Raw genomic sequence first — 26063 nt, forward strand, 5'->3', positions numbered from 1 at the left:
ATGCAGCAAGATCTGCTATGTAAGCAAAGCGCATTCAACGAGTTTATTAATATAGGTGATTGGTGGAGCGAGCATTGTCAGGATGAGGAATACGGCGGTTTTGTCGGCCAGGTCAACTTTGACGGCAGCCGACAAGTTGGTGCGTCCAAGGGAATAGTGCTCAATACCCGTATTTTATGGTTTTTTAGTCAAGCTGCCGGTTTAACCGATAGGGCTGATTATCGTCAATTGGCAGATCGTGCCTATCATTATTTACTCGACAAGTTTGAAGACAAGGCCCATGGCGGTGTGGTCTGGGAACTGGATTATCAGGGAAATGTGTTATCCGCTAAAAAGCAAACTTATGCTCAATGTTTTGCTATTTATGCCCTGTGTGCCTATTACCAGCTAACCGGTGCCTCTGAGGTACTGGACAAGGCGGTGGAATACTTTGAACTGGTTGAACGCTATTGTCGGGATAACCAATATGGTGGCTATATTGAGGCGCTGGATGGACAATGGCAGCCGCTAGCAGATGTGCGGTTGAGCGATAAAGACCAGAATACCCCCAAATCGATGAATACCCACTTGCATGTGCTGGAGGCATTTTCGGCGCTATATAAAGTCAAGCCTGAAAAGCGCTTTAAGCAGGCACTAACTGGCGTAATCGACATTTTTATTGAGCGGATAATTGACCCGCATAGTTACCATCAAAAGCTGTTTTTTGATATGCAGTGGAATGATTGCTCCACTTTTTATTCTTACGGACATGATATCGAGTGCAGCTGGTTGTTGTGGGAAGCTTTGGAAATTCTGGACGAGCCCAGTCATATACAGCAATTCCGGCCTCTGGTGATCAATATGGCCAAAGCTTGCGCTGAAAGGGCGATGGGCGATAAGGGACAAATGTGTGACGAATTTATATTTGCCAGCCAGACTAAAAACCAGACAAGTGTCTGGTGGGTACAGGCAGAAGCCCTGGTCGGATTGATGAATGCCTATCGGCTTAGCGGAGATAAAATCTTTCGACAACTGAGCGAGCAGGTGTGGGATTTTATCCAGACTCATCATATTGACCATATTAATGGTGAATGGCATTGGTTGGCGTTGGAGCCAGCCGAAAAAATTGCCGCAGAATACAAGGTGGGTTTCTGGAAAGCGCCTTACCATAACGGCCGCGCAATGATGGAGTTATGCCGCTTACTGGAATCTTAAGCTCATATTGCTAAAAACTCGTTTGCTTGGCCAAGTTCATCTTGGAACTGTAAGCCGCCTTTATCAGGCGGCAATACCCAATACTATATCGATAATATCAAGGTTAATGTTTCATGCCCCTGAATCTTTTTTTGTAGGGGGCGGGTGGTGTCGCCCAGCATTTTGTTATTCCACACATTCTTGATCTGATGGCGAGTGTTTTTCAAATCAATTTTCTTGCCTGACAGTTCGTCAACAATCACGCCCTGCTCAATAAAATCGAAGTTGAAATCCACCGCGTCATCATTACGGTTCAGTACCGCCATAGCCCAGCGACCATTGGCCAATGGCTTTAACCATACATCCACACCATTTGCCGTGTGATATTTAAAACCCTGAATACCCAGAATATCCTGATTGATCGCGATCACATCTTTATTGGTCAGGGTCGCCAGGGTTTGTTTAGACATGTCACGTAAATCATTGCCGGCGATCAATGGTGAAGCCAGCATGGCCCACATGGTGAAGTGGGATTGATCTTCGAGCTTGGACATACCGTTGCCCACTTCCATCATATCCATATCATTCCAGTGACCGGGACCGGCGTACTGACGGATGTTATGCCGCATATCAAGAATTTTTAATATGCCCCAGGAGGACCATTCATTTTCGGTTCCGACCAAATGTTTATGCTCACAGTTCCAGCAATTGATGATATCGCCGCTGGTACGCCACAGATGACCAATGTCTTTGGCCCATTCCCAAGGCTGGTTGTCACCCCATTCACAAATACTGAAGACGATAGGGTTGCCTGCCTTGTACAGCGCATCACGCATGGTTAGATAAGCCCCTTCGGCGTTGAGTCCTTCAGTGTTGCACCAGTCGTACTTTAGATAATCTATACCCCAGGCAGCATATTGTCTGGCATCCTGAAACTCGTATCCACGACTGCCCGGTTTGCCGCCGCAGGTTTTCCAGCCCGCATCAGAATATAATCCCAGCTTGAGTCCTTTGCTATGCACATAATCCGCCAGCGCCTTCATACCGGAAGGAAAATGCTGGGCATTAACCTGAATATTGCCGTTTTCATCACGTTCGCCATGCCAGCAATCATCAATATTAATGTATTGGTAGCCGGCTTCTTTCATCCCGGAGGACAGCATAATATCGGCCATTTCCCTGATCATTTTTTCGTTGATTTCACAGCCAAAGGTATTCCAGCTGTTCCATCCCATAGGCGGAGTGAGTGCCAGATCGTCAAACTTTTTGGCCGATACCTGCCCACTCAACGAGGTTACAACAAGTGAAAAAAGCACTAGCACTATCTTCAGTATTCTATTTCTAAACATTTTATTCTCCCGCTAAAATCGATATTGTAACCGGTTTCATTGTTGATTGGCTATAACAAAACCTGCAAAGTACCGGTTCACCCAGATTGTCTGAAAATCCTTGACTCTTTGTTGCAAGTAGACTGATTTAGATGACTAAACCACACTACTTGCGCCTCGATTGAGAAATTTTCATTTCTCAACAGTGATGAATATGAAAGATAAACAGCCTCTAGATGCAATCAATAAAAGCACTAATAGTGAGTCTGCCCTGACGCGGGTCGGGATTCGGCACAAAATCGGAGCGGATTGAACCACTATGTAGACATTGGCGGCGGTAAACAATCAATCGATTAAACACCCCTTGTTCTTCACCAATACGGGTAAATAGCGCGGAGTCGCCATTAATATAACCGGATTGAGGAATATTTGTTGTCCCGTTTTCACTTTCCAGTGATTGGTAATATTCGGCCTGTCTTTTTTCATCAACATATTCAAACCCGGTTTTGCGATGACGATAAAAAGACGTACCGCCTAAATCTTGTTTGAACAAATAAAACACTGCCGCAAGTTGATCTTGCTCAATAGAGTCAAAATGAGGGATTCGTTGAAGCAGTTGTAGTTGATCAGCGGGAGTGGTGACAATTGAATAGTGACAAATGGAAAAGCCGAGCTGATTGCCTTGCAATTCGAATACTTGCTTGAAAGTGCGGCCTAACGAACCCAATAAAAGCCGTTGAAAACTTTTGGGTGCAACTGCCCGAATCCCGGGATAGAACTGGGAATTCGGTTTAAAAGACTGCTGACACGCATGCTCCACCAATAACTCAGGCTCGGCAAGGAAATTATCGATCACCAATACTGGTAGTTGTTCATTACCGAAGTGCTGAACATTAACCGCCATATCCTTGTTGAGAGATAACTGCACATCCATAAATCAGCTCGACGCTTTACAATATTGGTTAATAAAATCCTGATGGGTGGGTAATTTATTCACCACTTCGGTTATTTGACTGCGAATATTGGCTAGATATCCGGTAAGTTCTTGATCTGACATGGTGTTGAAGATCTTGTGGTAATGCTCGGGAATAAGCCTTTGACCAATCATCACATGGGCCCAGGATTCCAACCTGAACATTTCTTTCTCGCCTAATTGCACAGTTGCATTTTGCCTGAATAGATCCATCCGGTGTGACAAGGATTCCGGCACTGACATATTTTTACAATAGCGCCAGAATTCGCTGTCTTCGCGTTCCGTCGCATGGTAATGCAAAATGATAAAGTCACGCACATTTTCCAGCTCATCAATAGACTGCTGGTTATATTCATTCATTAATGAATCTGTTACCCCATCAAACGGGAATAACCGCATCAGGCGAATAATACCATTCATAAACAAGTAAATACTGGTTGACTCCAGTGGCTCAACAAAACCACTGGACAAACCTAGCGCGATGCAGTTTTTCGCCCAAAATTGCTGGCGACGTCCGGTTTTATATTTAATAACCCGCGGATCGGTTAATACCGATCCTTGCACGTTATTCAGCAGATGTTGTCGTGCCTCCTCATCTTGCATAAACTCGCTACAAAAGACATTGCCATTACCAACACGGTGCTGCAGCGGTATATGCCATTGCCAGCCCGCCCGGTGCGCCGTACAGGTAACATAAGGATTGGCCGGCGCAACCGATTCTGTCTGAATGGCAATGGCGCTGTTGCAGGGTAACCAGTGGCCCCAGTCATTAAATGGCACCTTTAAGGTCTTATCAATTAGCAAACCGGAAAAACCGGTGCAGTCGATAAACAAGTCACCTTCAACTAACTCGCCAGATTCCATCTGCAAGGCTTTAATATCTCCGTTAGGATGTTGTTGTACTTGCTGGATTTTGCCTTCGATGCGCTTGGTTCCCAGTTTTTCACTGTACTGCCGCAGAAACTGCGCATAACGGGTGGCATCGAGGTGGTAGGCAAAATTGATCTTGCCACCTTTATGCACAACAAACTTGTTGGCTTTGGCAGCCTGCACTTCCAGACTGTACTCCCCATAGGCATGGTTGATACCTTTACTCTGTCCGTATAACCAAAAATGCTGGAAGTCGGCCAGATAACTGCCTTGTCCTGTGGTGCCAAAGGGGTGAATATACTCGTCGCCTATCTGCCCCCAGTTTTTAAACAGGATACCTAATTTAAATGTGGCCTCGGTGGCACGCATAAATTCCTGTTCGTCAATACCTAATAGTGAATGGAATACTCGCATAGGAGGAATAGTGGCTTCTCCTACACCTACGGTGCCGATCTGTTCTGATTCTACCAGCACAACCTCGACTAATTTACCAAGCTGTTTGGATAACCCGGCGGCGGCTACCCACCCTGCGGTGCCCCCACCAGCGATAACAACTTTTTTAACTTTACTATTTTGCAAAATGATTCTCACTCAACAGGACGTCCAGCGGGACACCTTGATTATCGATTCAGTTTATTTAATAACAGTGCTCGCAATGCCCGTGCTTTATTAGGATCCAACTTGCCCAGAAAACCCTGAGCCTGCTCGGGCAAGTGCCTGGCGGCCTTTTCTCCGTCGCCAAAGATGTAATAGTCAAAAATATGCTTCCATGCCTGTTTTTCATGTTGGGGTTTTTCACGCAAACTTAGCATGGCGTGATAAAGCACATTCATGGCGGCTCCGGTAAAGCGCGCCGATTCGCTCCACCAATAATTGATTAATATATTAAACCGGCTCAACCCTTCCACCTGATGCCACCACATGCTGGGCAAGAACAGGGCATCACCGGCTTCCAGCTCGGCAACCTGGCCATTGGCGATGGCTTCCGGGAAGTTGGGATACTTGTCCAGATCAGGATTAGCAAAATCCACCATACTCAGTGCTTGCCCACCAGGTGTCAGATCCAGCGGGCCAGGATAAAGATTGGCAATCTGATCGGATGGAAACAGGCTAAAGCGGCGTTTACCCACTACGCAACAGGCCAGATTGTCGGAGGTGTCATAATGGCAACAAGCTGTAGTACGGTTACCTATCCAGATCCCGACATGGTTCTGCTCCACCGGAAATTCCGCGGCAGGTCGTGGAATGTCGATATCATTTTCCGCCCTAAGCTGGGGAAAATGGCTATCGATCACATTGGATGCAATATAATAGGAAGGCGGTGCGTGATCATCCATTGTGTCGACAATCAGATCCAGAAATTCGTCTATCTGGATCGGCTTGTTGTCGTAATTTAAGCGGGTGACCTGTTGATCATAAAAAAAGCGGCCTTTAATTTCCGGCCCACCAAAATAGCCGAAGGATGGTCTGCCATTGTAATGGGATTTTAAATAATCAACAGCAGTTTGGGTTGACTCAAGACCAAGTTCCACCAGTTTCCAGTGTTTTACCAGTCCTTTGAGGATTACCGGTTCGCTTGCTGTAATCACTTCGGCAGGCAGTTGTCCCGGTGTACAGCTATCGATGACTTTGGTTTTAGTGGTAATGGTTGTCATGTTTCAGATTCGTCAAAGTAAGCTTAACCACGATCGCGGCGATTTTTCATCTCAATCAGCTTTCTGATATTGCTCATAGACGCCACCACGGAAAAAGCGAGCTGCAAAAAGCCAGCTTTATGTAATTTAGCCAGTTGTTCGGCATTAAGAGACTGAAGCTTGTTTTCGTTAATGGTGTAGTTGCCTACCAAGCGATGTTTTTCACCACTGTCCAGATCGATTTCTATATTTACCGGCTCAATTAATTCAACTTCATTGAATGCGGCAAACATGGCATCGTTCACCGCTATGCCTTGATGCATCACTTTCAGTAGTGTTGATACATGCTCTAGATAAGGGCTATTGCCGCCATGTTCCAAAAACAGGGCTCTGCCTTTTTGTTCGTTTACTTTGGGGTGATCCACATCAATATGTATCACCGGCACCTTTTGTGTTTCACCATTTTCCTGTTGGGTTTGAAAACCAATTAAGAAGGGGCCTCGAGCTAAAGTGGCGGGAATATAATGCCCGGCCCAGCCTGAATCGAGTGATTCATCCAAATACAAGTTTTCGTCTTTTTGAATACCTAATAAGGCTACCGCCTGATACTTTTCAGTTTCGGCATTACGCCGGAACATAATCGGATATTCTTTTTGTAGTTCAACGAATTCGGTAGGAAAGGCCATAACGCTAGTGACATTATCGCCGTATTGGGCATTGAATTGGTTGATAACTTTGATGTGTTGATGTTGAACATTGTTAAGTAAAACGTGTTGGGTCATTAAAAGTTCCCATTTTCCAAACTGTTGCAGGCTAGATTAACGTAAAAGTGATTGTAAAGAAAAGCCGCTGAAAAACAGCGGCTTGATTACGGATGTGCGCATTGCTAAATAACGAGAAAAAAGTTATTTAGAACGTATAACGGGCACCTAATTGGTAACGAGCACCTAGGTCATACATATCCCACAACATCTTGTAGTTACGACCATGGGCGCGGCTGTTTTCGCCGGTTACATTTATACCTTCAAGTGAAACGGTGAAGTCTTCTGTTACGGCGTAACTGACGTTGACGTCAATTTGAGAGTATGCCTCAACATATCTTGGATTCCCCTGATTACCTTGAGAAGTCGTAGACAAATATTTATCACGCCAGTTATAAGAAATACGCGCCTGAAGACCATCTTTTTCATACATGGCAACTAAGTTAGCGGTATCACTTAAACCCACCAGCGCAAACTGAGACACACCTGGATCCACTGAGTTATCGTAAGCGACATCACCGCGCACAATGGTGTAGTTGGCCTGAACACCGAAGCCGGTTTCACCAAAGAAGTGCTGTACGGCAAACTCCATACCGTAAATCTTCGCTTCTTTACCATTATTTGGTGTTTCGGTTCTAAAGGTATACGCAGGATCGCTAGAATTCGATTCAACATCCCATCCTGTTCTTTCCGCCAGATAGGTATTGGCATCTGGGTTAAAATCCGTGCCATACAATGAAACATATTCAGGATCGCTGCCAGCATTATGCTCGGTATAAACCATTAAGCCGTACAGGTTATCATCGTTTAAAGCAAGACCCATAGCCGCCAGCTCTGCCGCAGCAGCCTGGGCTCGAGGACCTGCCGTTACATCACGAATATCCAGTAATTCTCTATCGACCTGCTGCGTACCAATAAAGTTGTAAACATTTTTCTCGAATAAGCCACCGGATACATAGCTGTACTCGTCATAATACCATTCTAATGATAAATCAAAGTTGGTTGATTCTAATGGTAATAAACCAGGGTTTGATGCATCTGCAGATGGAGTGGCTCCCAACAAGGTTGAACCGCCACCGGCACCAAAGCCTGATGCAGATACACCTAAACTGCCCAAACCGGCACGCGCAATGGTTTTACTGGTTGAGAAGCGGCCAATTAAGTCATCGGAAATATGCAAGGTAAAGTCCAGGCTGGGCAGCAAGTTATCATAGCTGGCCTCAGCCGTAGCTAGAGTGGAAGGCTGACTGCCATCGACTCGAATCGCAACGTCATTGTTACTTTCCCAAACACTCTTGTAAGCCGCAGCCAACGAGCTTGAAAAAACATCAGTGGTTTCGTAACGTAGGCCCGTCAAAATATCAAAAGGCATATCACCCAGTTCGCCATATAAGGCAAATTGGAAGTAGGCCGCAGTTGTTTCTTCATCCACCAGGTTGTCAGTGGTTTGATTCAGATCAGGAGGTAAAATATCGGCATAACGTGGAATGTTCTTCGCAGCTTCGTACATATCTACTGCGTTAGCAATAAAGCCATGACCATCGCGAGGATTCCAGTCATCAAACTCACCCTGGATATCAAATGGCTGAACTAATTCACCAAACTCGCCAGGATAACCACCATTCCAGTTACCTAAGGCGATGTTTTCCGCAGCATAGTTAAGGGAATGAGACTCCATATCGCGAGTTTCAATACCAAAATCAAAACGGCCATTATCAAATAGATAGGTACCGTCCAGTTTAATTTGGGTCACTGTTGATTTCTGATCGGCCTGACGCAAGTTAAACATGGTAGAACTGACGTCTCCATTGTCGACTTGACCGTTAGTATTAGGTGGGAAACCTGGATTGCCACCTAAACTATCATCATATTGGTTTAAGTAAGTTGGGAATTCACCGCCAAAAAACCATTCTCTCGATTCTACGGTTGGATTAGCCAATGCCATACGCACTGAACCCGTGCCGTAAGGACCAGTACCACGGCTATGCATTTCTGAATCATGGGCATCTAATTTGAAACTTAAATCATCATTAACCCGGTACTCCAGATTGACACCTAGCGATGTTAGCGTATTGGTTTGATCGAGATCTTGCTGTTCATAGCCTTCATCAACGCCGTTTGCATAAGATTCTGTCGCGTAAATCATGGTGGCGATTTCTGAATCATCGAATTCAACAGCCTGAAGATTGCCATTCATTTGCATCCAGTTACCGGTTTGGCCTAGATGGCGCTTGATATGGTTTTCAGCAAAGGTGTAATCTACCGTACCGGTGAAATTTTCACTTGGCGCGAATTGTAATGTTAACTGGGCGTTATCACGGGTACGTTGAGTATCGTGAAACTCATAACGTAAATCATAAAAACGCGAGTACAATTGACCTTGGTCTGGCGCATTAGTTACTTGTACAGTTTCGTCATTCCAAACTCTATCCGGATCAGCAATATCGTCCCAATAGCGTATATCCCAGTCATTAACCGTGGCACCAACGGCACCGGAATCACGTTCCTGATGACTTGCGGTTAGTGAAATCCCCCAAGTCGAATCATCATTAGCATAACTGAACAACCCTGATACTTCAGGGGTAACATCGTCGCCAGCGCGGTTGGTGGTATCGTGTACTGCTTTGGCACCAACAGAAGCAACAAATCCGTCATTATCCAGTGGCTTAGCGGTTAAGATATTAATGGTTGCACCAATACCACCAGTGGTGATATTCGCTTTACCGGTTTTATAAACTTCTACCGAACTGATACCTTCAGAGGCTAAGTTAGCAAAATCAAAGGCTCTTGAACCACCGCCATCACCATTAAAGGTTGATGCAGCAGGCATAGTACGACCATTTAAGGTCACCATATTATTTTCGGCGCCAAAGCCACGTACCGTAACTTGAGAGCCTTCACCGTTATCGCGGCTGATGGAAACACCGGTAATACGTTGTAATGATTCGGCCAGGTTGGTATCCGGGAATTTACCGATATCTTCGGCAGAGATAGCATCAACTACCCCCATTGACTCGCGTTTTACTGCAGTTGAAGCCTGCAAGCTGCCACGTATACCTTTAACCTGAATAACTTCAACATCGCCGTCTGCGGGGGCATCTTGTGCCATAGCGGGGGCTATGACCGCACCACCTAGCATCAACGATATGCTGGTGGAGAGTAATGATTTATTAAACTTTTTGTGTGTATTCATTTGTTGTTGTCCGTCTTGTCTTTTTTAATTGAGCCAAAACTACAATTCCAAGAACAAGTAACCCAGTCTGTCAGATCGCTACCTTGCTCTCGTCATTTTTGGTCGACGTAAACAATTGATGGGGCTGGATACTTTCTGCACAGGAAAACAGCACTTTCAATTGCTATGAAAACGATTCTAGCCATAATGAAGTTAATATTATGTTGTAAAAAAACGTTTTCACGTTGTTATTTTTAACACAAAGATAACATATTGCAAACGTTTTCATTGAAAAAGTACAAACGTTTACATTTCTAAGCTGTTGCAAGCCACGTCAGATATGGCGTAGCCTGACGATCACAAAGCCTGTCAAGTTTAGTGGGAAATCGGCATTTTATCGGCAAACCTAATTTTACCGCTGTAAACGGTTACATTTGGAATTAAGCTCGCCTATACTGCCCGACTTGGAAAATCAGCCCAGACAGTGAAAAAATAATGAAAATTAAAATGGCTTATATCAGGATTTTGTGGATCGGAATCCTATTGTTAGCTGGTTGCAGCAAGCAGACTGAAACTAGTGCACCTCAACCAGCTAAAGTTGATAAAACAGTGCTTCAATCCGTTGAGTCTGCCGATTTTGTTTCTGTAAACAAAGGCAAGTTTCAGCTCAATCATCGTCCCTATTATTTTGCCGGTGCCAATTTTTGGCATGCGGGTTACATGGGCGTTGATGATGAAGAGGGCCAACGGCAGCAGTTGATCCGTGAGCTGGATAAATTAAAGTCGCACGGGATCACTAACTTGCGGGTGCTGGCAATGTCAGAAGCCAGTGCGCTGAAAATGGCACTGCAACCGGCCATTCAAAGTGAGCCAGGCAAGCTGGATGACGCTTTGCTGCAGGGCCTGGATTTCTTGTTGGCTGAAATGGCCAAGCGCGATATGAAAGCCGTCCTGTTTCTGAATAATTTCTGGCAATGGTCGGGTGGTATGTCTCAATACGTTTCCTGGCAAACCGGAGAGCTGGTATTTGATCCGGATGTAACCGGAGACTGGAACGGTTTTATGCAAAATTCGGCAAAATTCTATCGTATGCCCGAGGCGCAAAAAGTTTATCGTCAGGTCATCAGTCAGGTTATTGGGCGCACTAATTCGATCACTCATATCAAATATGCTGAAGACCCGACCATTATGACCTGGGAACTGGCCAATGAACCCCGTCCAGGTAGTGACGCCGAGGGTCACCAATATGCGCAGGATTTTATCGGCTGGGTGGATAGTACCGCGCAATTTATCCATCAGCTGGCACCCAATCAACTGGTGACTACTGGTAGTGAAGGTATAATGGGAACCTTGCAGGATGAAGACTTGTTCCTGCGTACACATAATCTCGCTTCGATTGATTATATGACCTTCCATATGTGGGCAAAAAACTGGAGCTGGTTTGATATTAACAACCCAAAGCAAACCTACCAATCAGCCTTGCAAAAAGCGCATCAGTATATTGCCAAGCATATCCAGTATGCTGCTCAGTTAAATAAACCTGTAGTAATGGAAGAGTTTGGTATTGAACGTGATAACGGCGACTACCGTCCATCTTCTACAACTCAATGGCGTGATAAATTCTTTACCGATATCTTTAACCAGTGGTATCAGGCGGGTCAAGCCGGGGCTAATATTGGCGGCACTAACTTCTGGGCCTGGAGTGGCGAAGCGCGCACCCAGCGTGACGACTTTATTTGGCAAACAGGTGATATGTTTTTTGGTGATCCGCCGCAAGAGCCACAAGGCCTGAATTCAGTGTTTGATCAGGATGAATCTACTTTGGCCGTACTGAGCCATCATGCGGCACAGATGGAAAGCCTGACTCATCAACCTTCTACTGCAGAAAAAGTCGAAGCGCTGGTAAGCCAGATGACACTGGCGGAAAAAATTGGCCAAATGACCCAGGCTGAACGCAATCACGCCACACCCGAAGATGTGAAGAATTATTTCCTGGGTTCCATTCTCAACGGTGGCGGCTCCGTTCCGGGGAATAATACTCCGCAAGACTGGCGCGATATGATCGACGCCTATCAACACGCGGCATTATCAACCCGTTTGGGTATTCCGTTTATTTATGGCACCGATGCCGTGCATGGGCACGGTAATGGGATTAATACCACCTTGTTCCCGCATAATGTCGGATTAGGCGCAATGCGTAACCCCGAACTGATGGAACAAATTGGCCGCATCACCGCCGCCGAAACCACCGCGTTTGGCGTGCACTGGAACTTTGGCCCAGCATTATGCGTTAGCCGTGATGAACGCTGGGGAAGGGCATATGAGTGTTTTGCAGAAGTGCCCGAGGTGGGTGAATCCTATGCCGGTCCTTATGTCACAGGCAGTCAGGCGTCAGGTCAGATGATCGCTACTGCCAAACATTGGGTCGGTGATGGCGGAACCACTTACGGGACAGGTGATCATGAATATATCATCGACCGTGGTGATACCCGTGTCAGCATGGATGAACTGCGTAAAATTCATATCGCCCCCTATTTGCCCGCCTTCAAAGCCGGGGTGGCTTCGGTAATGTATTCATACAGCAGCGTTAATGGTCTTAAGATGCATGAAAATCAACAGCTTAACCAAATGCTTAAAGGTGAGTTGGGGTTTGATGGTTTTGTGGTTTCCGACTGGCAGGCGATTGAAGAAGTGCAGGGGGAGACTAACCGGGAGCGCATTGTCCGTTCAATTAACGCGGGCCTGGATATGGCAATGGAGCCAGAATTCTGGAAGGAATTTATCACTGACCTAACCGCTGCGGTTAATGAGGGGGAAGTACCCTTATCGCGTATTGACGATGCCGTGCGCCGCATCCTGACCGCCAAGTTTGAGCTGGGGTTGTTCGACCGTCCTTATTCTGCCGACCGCTCTGTGCCGGCTAAACTGGTGGTAGGTACAGCGGAACACAGGGCAGTTGCGCGCGAAGCGGTAGCTCAATCTTTGGTCATGCTGAAAAATGACAATAACCTGTTACCTCTGAGTAAAACTGCCAAGGTATTTGTGGCCGGTAGTCACGCTGACAATATCGGTCTGCAATCCGGCGGTTGGAGTATTCAATGGCAGGGTGAAAAACAGTCCAAAAATAGTGGTACCACCATTTTACAGGGGATTCAGGCGTTGGCCGATGACGTCACCTTCAATCAAAACGGTGAAGGTGCACAGGGAAGTGATGTGGCGATTGTGGTGGTGGGGGAGAATCCCTATGCTGAAGGTTGGGGTGATTATAATGAACAACCATGTGAGTACTGTCAGCCATTAACCTTGTCGGATGAGGATTTGCAAACCCTTGAAAATGTCAAAGCCAGTCGCGTGCCATTTGTGGTGGTGTTGGTATCCGGCCGTCCGCTATTAATCAGTGAACAATTGCCCGACTGGAATGCACTGGTTGCCGCCTGGTTGCCGGGTACTGAAGGCAATGGCGTCGCCGATGTATTGTTTGGCGATCACCCTATGGGAGGCAAGCTGGGTTACAGTTGGCCGGTTAATCTTGAACAAATCCCGATTAATGTGGGCGATAAAGATTATCAACCGCTGTTTGAATACGGCTATGGATTAACTTATCCCTAAATCTAATTTTCAGCCGGTGTTTGGAGCTAACCCTCATCGGCTGATATTCTCTGTTAGAATCCAAACTTTCAACATAATCAACGAGAAATTATATGAGCTATCAACCCGCCAGCAACAGATACGATGACATGGTTTACAAACGCTGCGGAAACAGCGGATTGTTGTTGCCTTTCGTGTCCCTGGGTCTTTGGCATAATTTTGGTGATGAAGCACCTTATGACGTGGCCGAGAAAATGATCCTCAGGGCGTTCGATTTGGGTATCACCCATTTTGATCTGGCCAATAACTACGGCCCACCGCCCGGCACGGCGGAAACTAATTTTGGCAAGATATTTCACCAACATTTGCAAGCTCACCGTGACGAGATGATTATCTCCAGCAAGGCCGGGTATTTAATGTGGGATGGCCCTTATGGCGAATGGGGTTCACGCAAATATTTGATTAGCAGTCTGAACCAGAGTCTGAAACGCATGAATTTGGAATATGTGGACATCTTCTATTCGCATCGACCCGATCCGCATACCCCGCTGGAGGAAACCATGGGCGCGCTGGATAGCATCGTGCGCAGTGGTAAGGCGCTGTATATCGGATTGTCCAACTATAATTCTGCCCAAACCCGTCGGGCGGTGCAGATCCTGAATGATCTGGGCACACCCTGCCTGATCCACCAGCCCCGTTATTCGATGTTTGATCGCTGGACGGAAGAGGACGGACTGCATACCGAACTGGAAAAACAGGGCGTGGGATGTATTCCCTTTTCACCTTTGGCGCAAGGCTTGCTGACCAACAAATACCTGAACGGCATTCCGGCTGATTCGCGCGCAGCAGATAAAAATAATCAGTTTTTATCCGAAGACCAGGTCACCCAGGAGAAAGTCGATAAGGTGATTAAGCTGAATAAAATTGCCGAGGCGCGCGGACAGACTATGGCCCAATTGGCGATTTGCTGGATCCATCGCCAGCCTTCGGTAGCATCGGTGATTATTGGTGCCAGTAAGGTCAGCCAGATTGAAGATATTGTCGCGGCCCAGAGTCATTTATCACTTAGTGATGATGAAGTCAGAGAAATCGATTTAATTCTTAAATAACACGTAACGTATTGTATCTAAAATAAAAAACCGCAATTCATTGCGGTTTTTTATGCCGGGATATTGATTAATGGTTACTGGGCGGCTAATCCGACCTCAATCACTTTTTGCAATGCCTGTTTGGCACTACCATCACGATTAAACAGTAATGGATAATTGGTACGTCCCGCCACTGGCCAGCCGTTTAACCAGGAATCACCATCTGTTACGCCCCAAAATGTCACCCGGTCAATGTCTTTATGATGCTTTAAAAACAGTTTGAAAATAGCGGCGTAGCGATCACCTAAGGCGGCGTCGGCACTGGCAGGGAAGTTACCGTTGGGATAGGGATTATTTTCTGGGGTGGCGATGCGTTTTTGCAGATCCACATTGGCACCGTTAGCACCAAAAAACTGTGAGCGACCCAGATAATCGATATCCAGCTCGGTAATATGCAAAGGTAGGCCGGTCGCGGCTAATTTAGTCAAACTAGTGTCAATTTCATCCAGTGTCGGGCTATCCATCGACCAATGCCCTTGAATACCAAGGCCATCAATAGGCACACCGCGAGCTTTAAAGTCATTGACCATCTTGATTACGGTATTAACCCGCCCTGACCGGGTCATCCCATAATCATTATAAAGTTTGACCGCATCGGCCGGTAGCTCATCGTTGGCAATACGAAAGGCTTGCTCAATAAAATCGTCACCAATAATCTTGTTGTACAGTGACTGGCGCAAGCTGCCGTCATCTTCAATCGCTTCGTTAACCACATCCCAGATCTTGATTTTATCGCCATAACGGTTGGCCATTAACTTGGCCCGTTCACGCATACGTTTAAGCAGTGCATCGCGGCTGAGTAAGTTGCCATTGTCGTCTTTAAACACCCAGTCCGGGGTTTGACTGTGCCAAAACAAGACATGTCCAACCGCTGCAATTCCTTGTTGTTGGGTATAGCTGGCGAACTTGTCCGGCGCCTCAAAATTGTATTCACCCGGCTGTGGATTAAACGGGCCCCACTTCATGGCATTGTCCATGGTTGCCGCAGAAAAATGCTGCTTAACGATACGCATTTTTTTTGACGAAGGATGGGCCACCATATCGCCGTTGACTGTGGCACCGACAAGGAATTTACCGGCATAGGCATCTTTTAACGAAGGCTGGTCTGACTTGACCTGTTGCGCCGCACAACTTGTCAATATCGCGATAGATAGCAGCGCCGCACTGATTAATTTTATCTGGTTTAACACAAAGCTATTTCCATTGTGGCTATTTGTGCGCGGAGTATAGCAACATTCAAATCCGCGTCTGTGCGGTTGCTAAATAAAGTAAAGGCTAAAAGAAATTGTTAAATATATGTAACCCGAACTTTGGTGACGTAACTCAAGTACATCGCGCGACAAACCTGGTTAGTAATATGCAACATAACGATGGAGGGGCAGGAGGAGTAAAGGTTTAAAAGTTAACAAATTATCTGTATTCGGTTTTTAGATGTTTTGATAAAGAAAAACTAGGTAAAGTAGAAAAATCAGATGAGCAATCGCGCGGGACTTATTATGCAAGCCGCACTAAATATATTGTTTTTTATTTTAGTCTGCATGTATTTACCTTGCTTGGGGAACAGGAGTAATAATGGGATCCACAACAAATAGAAAACTGACACGCGGTTCAACTTTTATCGCGGGAGGGGTATGCGCGGGGTTAGCAAAATATTACGGAATCAGTAAAGGCGGTGTTCAGGCCGGCTTTGTTATGGGGAGTTTGTTTTTTGGCGCTACGATCCTTTTATATCTTATCCTTTGGGCAATTTTACCCGCGGAAAGTTAGTGCGGTTATAACCTGTAGCTAGCTCTAGCTAAAATTTAATCTATTGTGCTGATAGCGGGGAATTGCTCCCCCGCTTTTTTGTGATGTTATTCGACCACTTTAAAACTAGCTTTTAAACCACTGGCGGCATTGGGTGCAATCCACAGGTTAAAATCACCCGGCTCGGTAACCTTTTGCATTTTAATATTATGGAAGGCTAACTGATCGGTATTCAGGGTAAAGTGCACCGTTTGGCTTTGGCCCGGTTTTAGGCTGATTTTTTGCCAGTCTTTGAGTTCTCGTACCGGCCGGGTGACATCCCCCACCACGTCCTGAATATATAATTGCACCACTTCGCTGGCTTCGCGTTTGCCGCTGTTGGTAATAGTGGCAGACACTTGTAATTCACCGCCCATTTTAACGCTGTTTTTATCAAGCTTAAGGTCGCTGTAGTCAAATGTACTGTATGTCAGACCATAACCAAAGGGATAGGCCGGGCGAAAGCCGATATCCAGATAGTGTGAATCGTTACCCAACGAACTTTGCCAAGCCTGTACCGGAATATCGTCAATTGGCACGTAATCTTTGTCGTTGGCCGGTCGGCCGGTATTTTTGTGATTGTAATAAATAGGGGCCTGAGCCGCGGTAATTGGCCAGGTGACAGGCAGGCGGCCAGAAGGGGATACCTTACCCAATAATAAATCGCTGATCGCCGGGCCAGCCATGGTGCCGGGATGAAAGTTAAACAGTACTGCATCGACATCACCAATGATATTGCCCAGGGTGATAGGTCGTCCGGCCATCACCACCAGAATGAGCGGTTTATCCAGTTTGGCCAGTTGTTTAATTAGCGCTTCCTGCGCACCGGGCAAGCTGATATCGGCGCGGCTATGGGCTTCACCGGATAAAATCGATTCTTCACCACCAACAAAAACGATAGTATCAGCCTGCTTGGCAGCTTGTATGGCTGCGGCGAAGCCCGCATCTGTTTTAACCCGGCTGTAGGCTAACCCTTCGGCAAATTGCACATTCTGTTTGCCTAGCTGCTGTTGCATGGCATCCAGTACGGTGATGTTATTTTCGGCCCGGCCATCAAAAACCCAGGTGCCCATTTGTTCGTGAGCGGCATTAGCTAAAGGGCCGATTAAGGCAATCTTGCCTTTCGGTTTTAGCGGCAATGCCCCGTCATTTTTAAGCAAAATGGCAGACTGCTGTGCGGCTTGTTGCGCTAACTGGCGATGTTCAGCGGATAAAATCGAGGATTGCTCCACCTTGCGGCGTTGTGGATGTTCAAACAAATTCAGGCGGAATTTGATGCGCAGAATATTGCGCACCAGATTATCCAGTTGGGCTTCGCTGACTTTGCCTTCCTCGATCAGTTGAGCCAGATAGAGTTCATAAGTATCGCTGGTCATTTCCATATCCAGACCGGCATTGGCGGCGCGCTCCGCAGCATGCTTTTTATCGGCGGCGTAGCCGTGGGCAATCATTTCAATCACCGAATCCCAGTCACTGACCACCATGCCGTCATATTGCCATTCACCGCGTAAAATATCGGTTAATACAAACTGGTTACCGGTGGCGGGTACGCCGTTTAATTCGTTAAAAGAGGTCATCATTGAGGCCACCCCGGCATCGGCCGCCGCTTTAAACGGCACCAGATAAACATCGCGCAATTCGCCTTCGGGAATTTGTGCGGTGTTGTAATCGCGGCCGCCTTCGGCTGCGCCATAACCGACCAGATGCTTGGCCGTAGCAGCCATCGCGGTAGGATTGCTTAAATCATCGGTTTGGAAGCCTTTAACCATGGCGACTGAAAATGCCGAAGTGAGAAGCGGATCTTCACCAAAAGATTCGGCAATTCGTCCCCAGCGAGGATCACGGGCTATATCCATCATGGGAGCAAAGGTCCAGTTAACGCCAAATTCGCTGGCCTCAATGGCGGATACTCGCGCACCATTTTCGGCCAGTTCCGGTTGCCAACTGGCGGCTAGTCCCAACGGAATAGGAAAAATGGTCTTAAATCCGTGAATAACATCACGACCAAATAACAGCGGAATACCCAAACGGGATTCTTGCACCGCGATACGTTGCAGTTCATCGCGCTCTTCGGGCTTCATGACATTTAAAAAGGCACCGACGTTACCGGCTTTGACCGTGGCTTTTAAACTGTCGGGCAGTGGACCCTTCGCCCGACTGGAACGGCCACGAAGGTTGGTCTGACCTATTTTTTCGGCCAGGGACATCTTGCTCAGCAATTCATCGACTTTTTGCTCTATTGCGTCGTTGGCAAAGCAGGGTGAACAAACAAGCCCAACAACACAAATAACCGAAACTAACCTGCTACCCAGGCCCAACATTAATTTCATAACAAAATCCTCAAATACTATCATTATCCACCCAATGAGCTTTAAATAGTCCCTAAAGCCCAATTAAAACAGGGCTGAAAACGGTTGCAGCGAGATTAGCATAGTTATACTGTAGTGACACTTTTTTAACAAATTTTACATTGGAACCCCTGCATGAATTTGCTATCGTCTGTGCGCCGGTTATCCAAGCCCATTTTAGTGATTGTGATGGGGGTATCAGGAAGTGGGAAAACCACATTAGCCAAATTATTATCTGAACGTTTGTCGTTCCGTTACGTTGAAGCTGATGATTTCCATTCTGATCAAGCCAAACAGAAAATGGCCGCCGGGATCCCGTTAACGGATCAGGACCGCTTACCCTGGATAACCTGTATGTGTGATTTTTTGAATGAGCAGTTTCAACAGCAACAAAGTTGTGTGCTGTCTTACTCGGGATTGCGCGCCAAACATCGGGAGGCGTTTCGAGCGTTACCTTTTGATACGTTGTTTGTTTTCTTGCATGGTAAACAGGAAATCATTTTGCAACGTATGCAACAACGGCAAGGGCATTATATGCCGGCGACGCTGCTGCAAAGTCAGTTTGATAGTCTGGAGTCTCCGCAGGGTGAGCAAAATGTGGTTGCTATTGATCTTGATGCGAGTAAAGACATTATTCTTGATAACACTGAAAAACAAATTGCCGGGTGGCTACTATCACTGCAGTAAACCTGAGCTAACAGGGCGCAATGTAAGCGCTTACAATAAACAATATAAGCCAACAACACAAAGAGTTAATTATGGAAAATATCGGTACTGCCGCTGCGCATAGTGATCAAAAAAATTATACCGTTCCGCTAACAATCCTGACCAGTCTGTTTTTTATGTGGGGGTTTATTACCTGCCTGAACGATATTCTGATTCCCCATTTAAAAGCCGTGTTTGATCTGAATTATTTTCAGGCCATGGCGGTGAACTTTGCCTTTTTTGGCGCCTATGCGGTGGTGTCTTACCCTGCCGGTACTTATGTTAAAAGAGTCGGTTATCAAAAAGGTATTGTCACCGGTTTAACTGTGGCAGGCGTCGGATGTTTGATGTTTTATCCGGCCGCAGCCATGCAGCAATACGGATTGTTCCTGTTTGCGCTATTTATACTGGCTGCCGGAATTACTGTCTTGCAGGTTGCCGCTAATCCCTATGTAACACGGTTGGGACCGGTACGTACTGCATCGAGTCGCTTGTCTCTGACCCAGGCATTTAATTCGCTGGGTACCACCGTTGCACCCTGGTTTGGCGCGTTGTTGATTTTCTCGGTCGCCACCTTATCTGCGGCTGATTTGGCGGCTATGTCGGCCGAAGAAGTGGCGACCTATAACGCTACGCAGGCGGCTTCGGTGCAGTTGCCCTATATCATTTTAGCAACCGCATTGTTTGTACTGGCGATTATTTTCTCGCGCCTGAATCTGCCGGTGATTGAAGAGCCGGAGCAGACGGAAGTGGCCGGTGGTATTAAAGAAGCACTGCAACACTCTCATTTGTTATTCGGGGTCATCGCTATTTTTGTGTATGTGGGCGGTGAAGTGGCGATTGGCAGTTTTCTGGTTAACTTTTTTGCCGAACCTTCGATTGCCGGTCTAGCCGAGAAAGACGCGGCAGCACTGGTCAGTTACTACTGGGGGGGAGCCATGGTCGGACGCTTTATTGGTGCGGCGGTCATGACTAAAGTGTCTCCCCGGGCGGTATTGACTTTTAATGGTCTGGCAGTAATGGTTCTGGTACTGACCGCAATGAATACCTCTGGTTCAACAGCCATGTGGGCAATTCTGGCAGTGGGTCTGTTTAACTCCATTATGTTCCCGACCATATTCAGTCTGGCAATTGAAAAACTGGGCCCATTGGCCAGTGTCGGTTCCGGTTTGTTGTGTGTGGCAATTGTCGGTGGCGCAATAGTTCCTTCCTTGCAAGGCTTGTTGGCAGATAGTCAGGGTATTCAGTTCAGCTTTATCCTGCCGGTTATCTGCTACTTATATATCGCCTGGTACGGTTTTTCAGGTAGTAAGATGCGTTCTAATTAAGTCTTTAGATATTGCTTATCGGGTAGCCCTGCTACCCGGTATTTTGTTAACTCCACATCACCATAATGGCCGCAATGGCGATTAAAACCAGCCCCAACGCATCCTTAATCTGTAATTTTTGTTTAAGCCAGTAAGCAGAAATAAGCATGGTAAAGAACACCTCCACCTGCCCCAGGGTTTTAACGTAAGGCACAGTTTGTAGCGACATCGCACTAAACCAGCCAATTGAGCCGACACAACTGGCAATACTGGTTAGCAGGGTGAGTTTGGGACGTTGCCACAAGGCTTTTAAACTGGCCGGGTCCTGTAACAATAGAAAAACAACCAATATTAGCGTTTGCAGGCTAATCACTAATAACAGTACCCAGGCGGCGCTATAAGGGAAGGGCAAATTCAGGGCCAGGCTGGCTTCGCGCACCCATAGTGAGGTCAAAGCAAAAGAACTGCCGCAAGCCAAGCCCAATAATACGGTGTTAACAGATAACCCCCTGAAACCTTGCCGTGCACTCATTAAAAACACCGCAATACCGCCAATGATGACGCCGCCCCACCCCAGCATAGAAAGTGACGTCCCGAAAAATAGCATTCCTAATACGGCAGCCACCAGCGCCTCACTTTTTGCCAGTCCGGCACCGATGGCGTAGTTGTTCATTTTAAACAGTTTGACCATCAGGGCGGTGGCCAGTATTTGCATCAGTGCTGCACCGACAACAAATCCGCTAAACGGGGCAGTGAACACGGGCACAGGTGCAGGCTGCCAGTAGTAGAGTAATCCCAGGTAAACCGCAGCAACAGGGCTGGCCCACAGGAAGCGTGCCAGAGTCACACCAGTGACTTTCACTTCCTGGCCCAAGCGGCTCTGGAAGGCATTGCGCCACGACTGCATAAAAGCGGCCAGCAAAGTAAAGAAGATCCAAAGCATGGATATCTCCTGATATTTGGTAACGTTAAACTACAGTGGCGTTATTCAAGTGTCAGCCGTTGCACGGGCAGGGAAGCGATCGGTCAAAATGTCACATCCTTAATTTTAACCGGATGTTGCAGAATTTGGCCCTGGGTATAGGCCTCGTCGGTTGTGACGGTATCCTGTATTTGATGGATTTGTTTCACCACATCCATTCCTTCAACAACCCGCCCAAATGCGGCAAAACCTTGGCCGTCCTTGTTACGTGTGCCACCAAAATCCAGTGATGGCTGAGCACCAATGCAGATAAAAAATGCCGATGTGGCGGTGTCAGGCTCAGCCCGCGCCATCGATAGCGTACCATCGAGATGTCTAATCCCGGTAGTTTGGGTGGTTTCCAGTTTAATCGCCGGGAAGTCTTTGAATTCGGGGTTGGCACCGCCCTGAATGACTTCAATTTTAGGCTCGCCATTATCATTGTCCAGACGCACAACGCGGTAAAACTCGCCACCTTTAAAACCTCCAGCCTTGATATAGCGTAAGAAGTTGGCGCTGCTAATCGGCGCCTTATCGCTATATAACTCGATTTTGATGTCACCCTGTTCAGTCTGCATCGTAATAAGCTGATTTTTAGCCTGGGCTGTGTGGCTTAGCAAGCTGGATAATAACAAGCAAAGAACCAGATTGGTTGTGGATAAAATAGCGGAAATTTTCACGGCAAATAGTCCAATAAAGTCATGATGATTGAATCTTTTCAGCTTACCGATTTAGTTAATTGTTGGCGAGCGATGCAGCGATTATTTATTCAAATCATAGTCGAAATTAGCTTGTGCCTTAAAGCTAAGCTATTGTATGAAAAAGTTATTATCAGACTTTCTTTCCCTACACATAATAATAGACAGGACAATATAATGAAAAAAATCCTCCTTGTTATGCTTTGTTTGGCCACATTTCATGCGCAGGCAGATAAAGTTTCTGAGCGAGCCGATGAGCTTGAAGCCCAAGTGATAAAATGGCGACGCCACTTTCATCAGTATCCCGAATTATCTAACCGTGAATTCCAGACTGCCGCGTATATCGAAAAATATCTGCGTGGCTTGGGGCTGGACGTCAAAACCGGCATTGCGAAAACCGGAGTGGTAGCACTGCTGGATTCTGGTAAGCCGGGACCCACTGTCGCACTTCGCGCCGATATGGATGGTTTACCGGTTAAAGAAATCAATGATTTACCGTTTAAATCCGGGCAAACCTCGGAATTTAATGGCAACAGCGTACCGGTAATGCATGCCTGTGGCCACGATACCCATATGGCGATGCTAATGGGGGCGGCTAAAATACTTACCGAAATGAAATCGTCGTTATCCGGCAAAGTGAAGTTTATTTTCCAGCCGGCCGAAGAAGGTGCGCCTCCCGGAGAGAAGGGTGGAGCCGAAGTAATGGTCACCGAAGGGGTAATGAAAGGCGTGGATGTGGTGTTCGGCCTGCATATTAGTTCAGATACTGATGTGGGAGTGGTGGAGTATCGTAGCGGCGGCATTATGGCGGCTGTCGAACCCTTTAAAGTGGTGATAAAAGGCAAACAATCCCACGGCGCTTATCCCTGGTTAAGTGTTGATCCTGTTGTTACAGCGGCACAGGTCATTATGGGATTGCAGACCATTACCAGCCGGGAAATTAATCTGCTCGACGGTGCCGCGGTGGTCACCATTGGATCTATTCACGGCGGTAATCGCTCCAATATTATCCCCGAACAGGTTGAACTGGTCGGAACCATTCGTACCTTAAATCAACAAGCGCGTGAGCATATGTATGATGCTGTACCACGCAAGATAAATAACATTGTTGCCAGCATGGGGGCAGAAGCCGAGATTACCTTGCCGCTTGATTACAGTTATCCGGTGACTTATAACGAGCCGGCGTTAATGAACAAAATGTTGCCTACATTGGAACGCACAGCAGGGAAAGACAAAGTCGAACTGGTTAATGCTGTTACCGGAGCCGAAGATTTTTCTTTTTTCCAAAACGAAGTGGCAGGCTTGTATCTGTTTGTGGGCGGCAAAGCGCTGGATATGCCCAAAAGCGAAGCGCCAGGCCATCATACCCCTTATTTCCAGATTGACGAAAGCGGTATGAAACTGGGAGTTAAACTGTTGAGTAATTTAACCCTGGATTATATGCGCGCAGCCAAGCCTGAATAGAAAGAGAAAAAGCATGAAAAAACTTATCTGCATTGGGCTCTATGGCCTGTTTGTAATGTTTAGCCACAGTAGTTTGGCCCAAGTCACCTTGTGGTATAACGCCAAAGGTTATGGGTTTGACCCGCAACGCGCCTTAGTGAGATTTGAGGCGCTGGCGGTAGAAAAAGGTAAAGTACTGGAGGTGGGCGATAATGCTATTCAACAGCGTTATCCGGATGCCAAACAGGTTGATTTGAAAGGAAAATCGATATTACCCGGATTAATCGATGCGCATGCCCACTTTATGGGGCTGGGTTACAGCTTGCTGGAAGCCGATGTGCGGGATATTCGCAGTAAGCTGGCCACAGTGAAGGCGGTGGCTTCGTTTGCCAAGCAAAATCCGGATTTGGACTGGGTAAGGGGTGGTGGCTGGAATCAGGTGTTGTGGCCGGAAAATGACTTCCCCAATGCCACCGATCTGGATGAATTTATCCAGAACCGACCGGTGTGGCTGGAACGGGTCGACGGGCACGCCGGTTGGGCCAACAGTCTGGCGTTAAAAATGGCCGGGATAGATGAAAGTACTCTGGATCCTCCGGGAGGACAGATTCTGCGCGACAGCAAAGGTAAACCTAGCGGAATATTAATCGACAATGCCATGCAGCTAATACAGGAAAAACTGCCTAAATACGATGCCAATAGCTTTAACTTGGCCTTTGAGGCCGCGCAATCCCACTTGCTGGAACTGGGCATTACCTCATTGCATGATGCCGGTATCGAAAAAGATGTTTACGACTTTTACCAGCATCAGCTGGCAGAACATCAGTTAAAACTGCGTATTTACGCCATGATCGCCGGTTGGGATACCGATTTACTGCCCATGCTGGAAAAGGGCTTTATTCAGGACGATAAGGATTTGTTGTCTATTCGCAGCGTCAAACTGGTCGCTGATGGTGCGCTGGGCAGTCGTGGCGCAGCATTGCTTGAGCCTTACTCTGATGATCATGACAATACCGGTTTAATGGTCACCTCCGAGCAGCAACTGAGCCAGTTGTACGAACAGATTATCAAGCGTGGATTCCAGCTTAATGTGCATGCTATCGGCGACCGCGCCAACCGGATTGCACTGGATCAATATGCCGCCACATATCAGAAAGTCGGCGGCCGAGATTTACGTCATCGAATTGAACATGCACAAATTATTAATCCGGCAGACATCCCGCGGTTTAAGCAGCTTAATTTGATTGCATCGATGCAACCAACCCATGCCACCAGTGATAAAAACATGGCCGGTGATCGTTTGGGTAAGGAAAGACTGAAAGGCGCTTATGCCTGGCACAGCATGTTAGCTCAGGGCACTATTGTGGCGGCCGGTTCGGATTTCCCGGTGGAGCTGGCCAATCCGTTTTTTGGATTACATGCAGCGGTGACCCGCCAGGATCGCGATAATCAACCTAGACAGGGTTGGTTACCTGAGCAAAAAATGACGCTGGAACAGGCGTTGCGCGCGTTTACCGCAGACGCGGCCTACGCCGCCTTTCAGGAAGACAGAATAGGAAGCTTGAGCAAAGGTCAGTGGGCTGATTTTATTGTGGTGGACAGGGATATTTTTGCCATCCCGGAACAGGATCTTTGGAAGCCCAAAGTGTTGCAAACTTGGGTGGCAGGAGAGCAGCAGTTTTAAATAAACAGTAGCGGGTGAATGGTGGGATTTTGACTCCAAACCCGCTATCCGTGCAACTCTTATATCGATTTTAACCTTAATAAATCGGAACTTCGCGTTTGTATTGCATATTTTCCAGTGACTCGATACCAAACATAAGATCCGCACTGGCACGGTTACAGGCAACCGGGATATTCCATACTGAACATAGACGCAATAGCGCTTTAACATCAGGGTCATGAGGAGCAGGATTCAGCGGGTCCCAGAAAAATACCAGCGCATCCAACCCACCTTCTGAAATTAACGCACCAATTTGCTGATCGCCGCCTAAGGGGCCACTTTTGTAACGATGTACAGGTAGTTGCAAGGCATCTGCAACCAGTCCGCCAGTGGTGCCGGTGGCGACCAGTTTATGGCCTTCCAACCTATTTTTATGGGTCAGAGCCCAGTCGATTAAATCTTTCTTTTTATGATCATGGGCGACCAAAGCGATGGTTTTCTGCATG

19 protein-coding genes are annotated in these 26063 nt (G+C 46.9%); 8 read left to right on the plus strand and 11 right to left on the minus strand.

Going from position 1 to position 26063, the window contains the following annotated elements; genetic code table 11:
* Complete coding sequence (locus tag V1467_RS02815) at nucleotides 1-1194, plus strand: AGE family epimerase/isomerase (protein ID WP_416307287.1); 1194 nt, start codon at nucleotides 1-3, stop codon at nucleotides 1192-1194.
* Between the two features lie 83 nt (nucleotides 1195-1277).
* On the opposite strand, the gene V1467_RS02820 is transcribed toward V1467_RS02815, so the two are convergent.
* The 6 genes from V1467_RS02820 to V1467_RS02845 all read right to left on the minus strand — a co-directional run bounded on the left by V1467_RS02820 (nucleotide 1278) and on the right by V1467_RS02845 (nucleotide 9932).
* Nucleotides 1278-2522, minus strand: a complete 1245-nt coding sequence (locus V1467_RS02820) for a glycoside hydrolase family 27 protein (RefSeq protein ID WP_416307288.1) — start codon at nucleotides 2520-2522, stop codon at nucleotides 1278-1280.
* Nucleotides 2523-2733: 211 nt separating this feature from the next.
* The gene (locus V1467_RS02825) at nucleotides 2734-3435 is read right to left on the minus strand and encodes a DUF6445 family protein (RefSeq protein WP_416307289.1); all 702 of its coding nucleotides are present in this window, start codon (nucleotides 3433-3435) and stop codon (nucleotides 2734-2736) included.
* 3 nt (nucleotides 3436-3438) lie between these two features.
* Nucleotides 3439-4926 carry a tryptophan halogenase family protein gene (locus tag V1467_RS02830; protein WP_416308637.1) on the minus strand — a complete coding sequence of 496 codons (1488 nt, stop codon included), beginning with the start codon at nucleotides 4924-4926 and terminating at the stop codon, nucleotides 3439-3441.
* Nucleotides 4927-4964: 38 nt separating this feature from the next.
* Nucleotides 4965-5999 carry a cupin-like domain-containing protein gene (locus tag V1467_RS02835; protein WP_416307290.1) on the minus strand — a complete coding sequence of 345 codons (1035 nt, stop codon included), beginning with the start codon at nucleotides 5997-5999 and terminating at the stop codon, nucleotides 4965-4967.
* A gap of 23 nt (nucleotides 6000-6022) precedes the next feature.
* Nucleotides 6023-6760 (minus strand): SapC family protein, encoded by a 738-nt coding sequence (locus V1467_RS02840; protein ID WP_416307291.1) that lies wholly within the window; start codon nucleotides 6758-6760, stop codon nucleotides 6023-6025.
* Between the two features lie 127 nt (nucleotides 6761-6887).
* Entirely contained in the window at nucleotides 6888-9932 is a 3045-nt protein-coding gene (locus tag V1467_RS02845) for a TonB-dependent receptor (protein WP_416307292.1), read from the minus strand.
* A gap of 588 nt (nucleotides 9933-10520) precedes the next feature.
* On the opposite strand from V1467_RS02845, the gene V1467_RS02850 reads away from it, so the two are divergent.
* Nucleotides 10521-13520 (plus strand): glycoside hydrolase family 3 N-terminal domain-containing protein, encoded by a 3000-nt coding sequence (locus V1467_RS02850; RefSeq protein ID WP_416307293.1) that lies wholly within the window; start codon nucleotides 10521-10523, stop codon nucleotides 13518-13520.
* 92 nt (nucleotides 13521-13612) lie between these two features.
* Nucleotides 13613-14608, plus strand: a complete 996-nt coding sequence (locus V1467_RS02855) for an aldo/keto reductase (RefSeq protein ID WP_416307294.1) — start codon at nucleotides 13613-13615, stop codon at nucleotides 14606-14608.
* 74 nt (nucleotides 14609-14682) lie between these two features.
* Here V1467_RS02855 and V1467_RS02860 read toward each other — a convergent pair whose 3' ends face one another.
* A complete protein-coding gene (locus V1467_RS02860; protein WP_416307295.1) occupies nucleotides 14683-15837 on the minus strand; it encodes an endo-1,4-beta-xylanase in 1155 nt (384 codons plus the stop codon).
* Nucleotides 15838-16219: 382 nt separating this feature from the next.
* Here V1467_RS02860 and V1467_RS02865 point away from each other — a divergent pair, with 382 nt between their 5' ends.
* Nucleotides 16220-16414 carry a PspC domain-containing protein gene (locus V1467_RS02865; RefSeq protein WP_416307296.1) on the plus strand — a complete coding sequence of 65 codons (195 nt, stop codon included), beginning with the start codon at nucleotides 16220-16222 and terminating at the stop codon, nucleotides 16412-16414.
* Nucleotides 16415-16500: 86 nt separating this feature from the next.
* Here V1467_RS02865 and bglX read toward each other — a convergent pair whose 3' ends face one another.
* Nucleotides 16501-18762, minus strand: coding sequence for a beta-glucosidase BglX (gene bglX / locus V1467_RS02870; protein ID WP_416307297.1), 2262 nt, complete (start codon nucleotides 18760-18762; stop codon nucleotides 16501-16503).
* 153 nt (nucleotides 18763-18915) lie between these two features.
* Between bglX and V1467_RS02875 the strand changes: the two genes are divergently transcribed.
* Nucleotides 18916-19467 carry a gluconokinase gene (locus tag V1467_RS02875; RefSeq protein WP_416307298.1) on the plus strand — a complete coding sequence of 184 codons (552 nt, stop codon included), beginning with the start codon at nucleotides 18916-18918 and terminating at the stop codon, nucleotides 19465-19467.
* 71 nt (nucleotides 19468-19538) lie between these two features.
* The gene (locus V1467_RS02880) at nucleotides 19539-20813 is read left to right on the plus strand and encodes a sugar MFS transporter (protein ID WP_416307299.1); all 1275 of its coding nucleotides are present in this window, start codon (nucleotides 19539-19541) and stop codon (nucleotides 20811-20813) included.
* 46 nt (nucleotides 20814-20859) lie between these two features.
* Here the strand turns inward: V1467_RS02880 and V1467_RS02885 are convergent, their stop codons facing one another.
* The gene (locus V1467_RS02885; protein WP_416307300.1) at nucleotides 20860-21735 is read right to left on the minus strand and encodes a multidrug transporter; all 876 of its coding nucleotides are present in this window, start codon (nucleotides 21733-21735) and stop codon (nucleotides 20860-20862) included.
* A gap of 83 nt (nucleotides 21736-21818) precedes the next feature.
* Nucleotides 21819-22433 (minus strand): peptidylprolyl isomerase, encoded by a 615-nt coding sequence (locus V1467_RS02890; RefSeq protein WP_416307301.1) that lies wholly within the window; start codon nucleotides 22431-22433, stop codon nucleotides 21819-21821.
* Between the two features lie 192 nt (nucleotides 22434-22625).
* On the opposite strand from V1467_RS02890, the gene V1467_RS02895 reads away from it, so the two are divergent.
* Nucleotides 22626-23915: an amidohydrolase gene (locus V1467_RS02895; protein WP_416308638.1), complete on the plus strand. Its 1290-nt coding sequence runs from the start codon at nucleotides 22626-22628 to the stop codon at nucleotides 23913-23915.
* 13 nt (nucleotides 23916-23928) lie between these two features.
* Nucleotides 23929-25578: an amidohydrolase gene (locus V1467_RS02900; protein WP_416307302.1), complete on the plus strand. Its 1650-nt coding sequence runs from the start codon at nucleotides 23929-23931 to the stop codon at nucleotides 25576-25578.
* Between the two features lie 76 nt (nucleotides 25579-25654).
* Here V1467_RS02900 and V1467_RS02905 read toward each other — a convergent pair whose 3' ends face one another.
* The gene (locus V1467_RS02905; protein WP_416307303.1) at nucleotides 25655-26062 is read right to left on the minus strand and encodes a methylglyoxal synthase; all 408 of its coding nucleotides are present in this window, start codon (nucleotides 26060-26062) and stop codon (nucleotides 25655-25657) included.
* Nucleotide 26063 lies beyond the last annotated feature (1 nt).

Origin of the sequence: Neptunicella plasticusilytica, from assembly GCF_047922965.1 — a bacterium.
Classification (GTDB): Bacteria; Pseudomonadota; Gammaproteobacteria; order Enterobacterales; family Alteromonadaceae; genus Neptunicella; species Neptunicella plasticusilytica.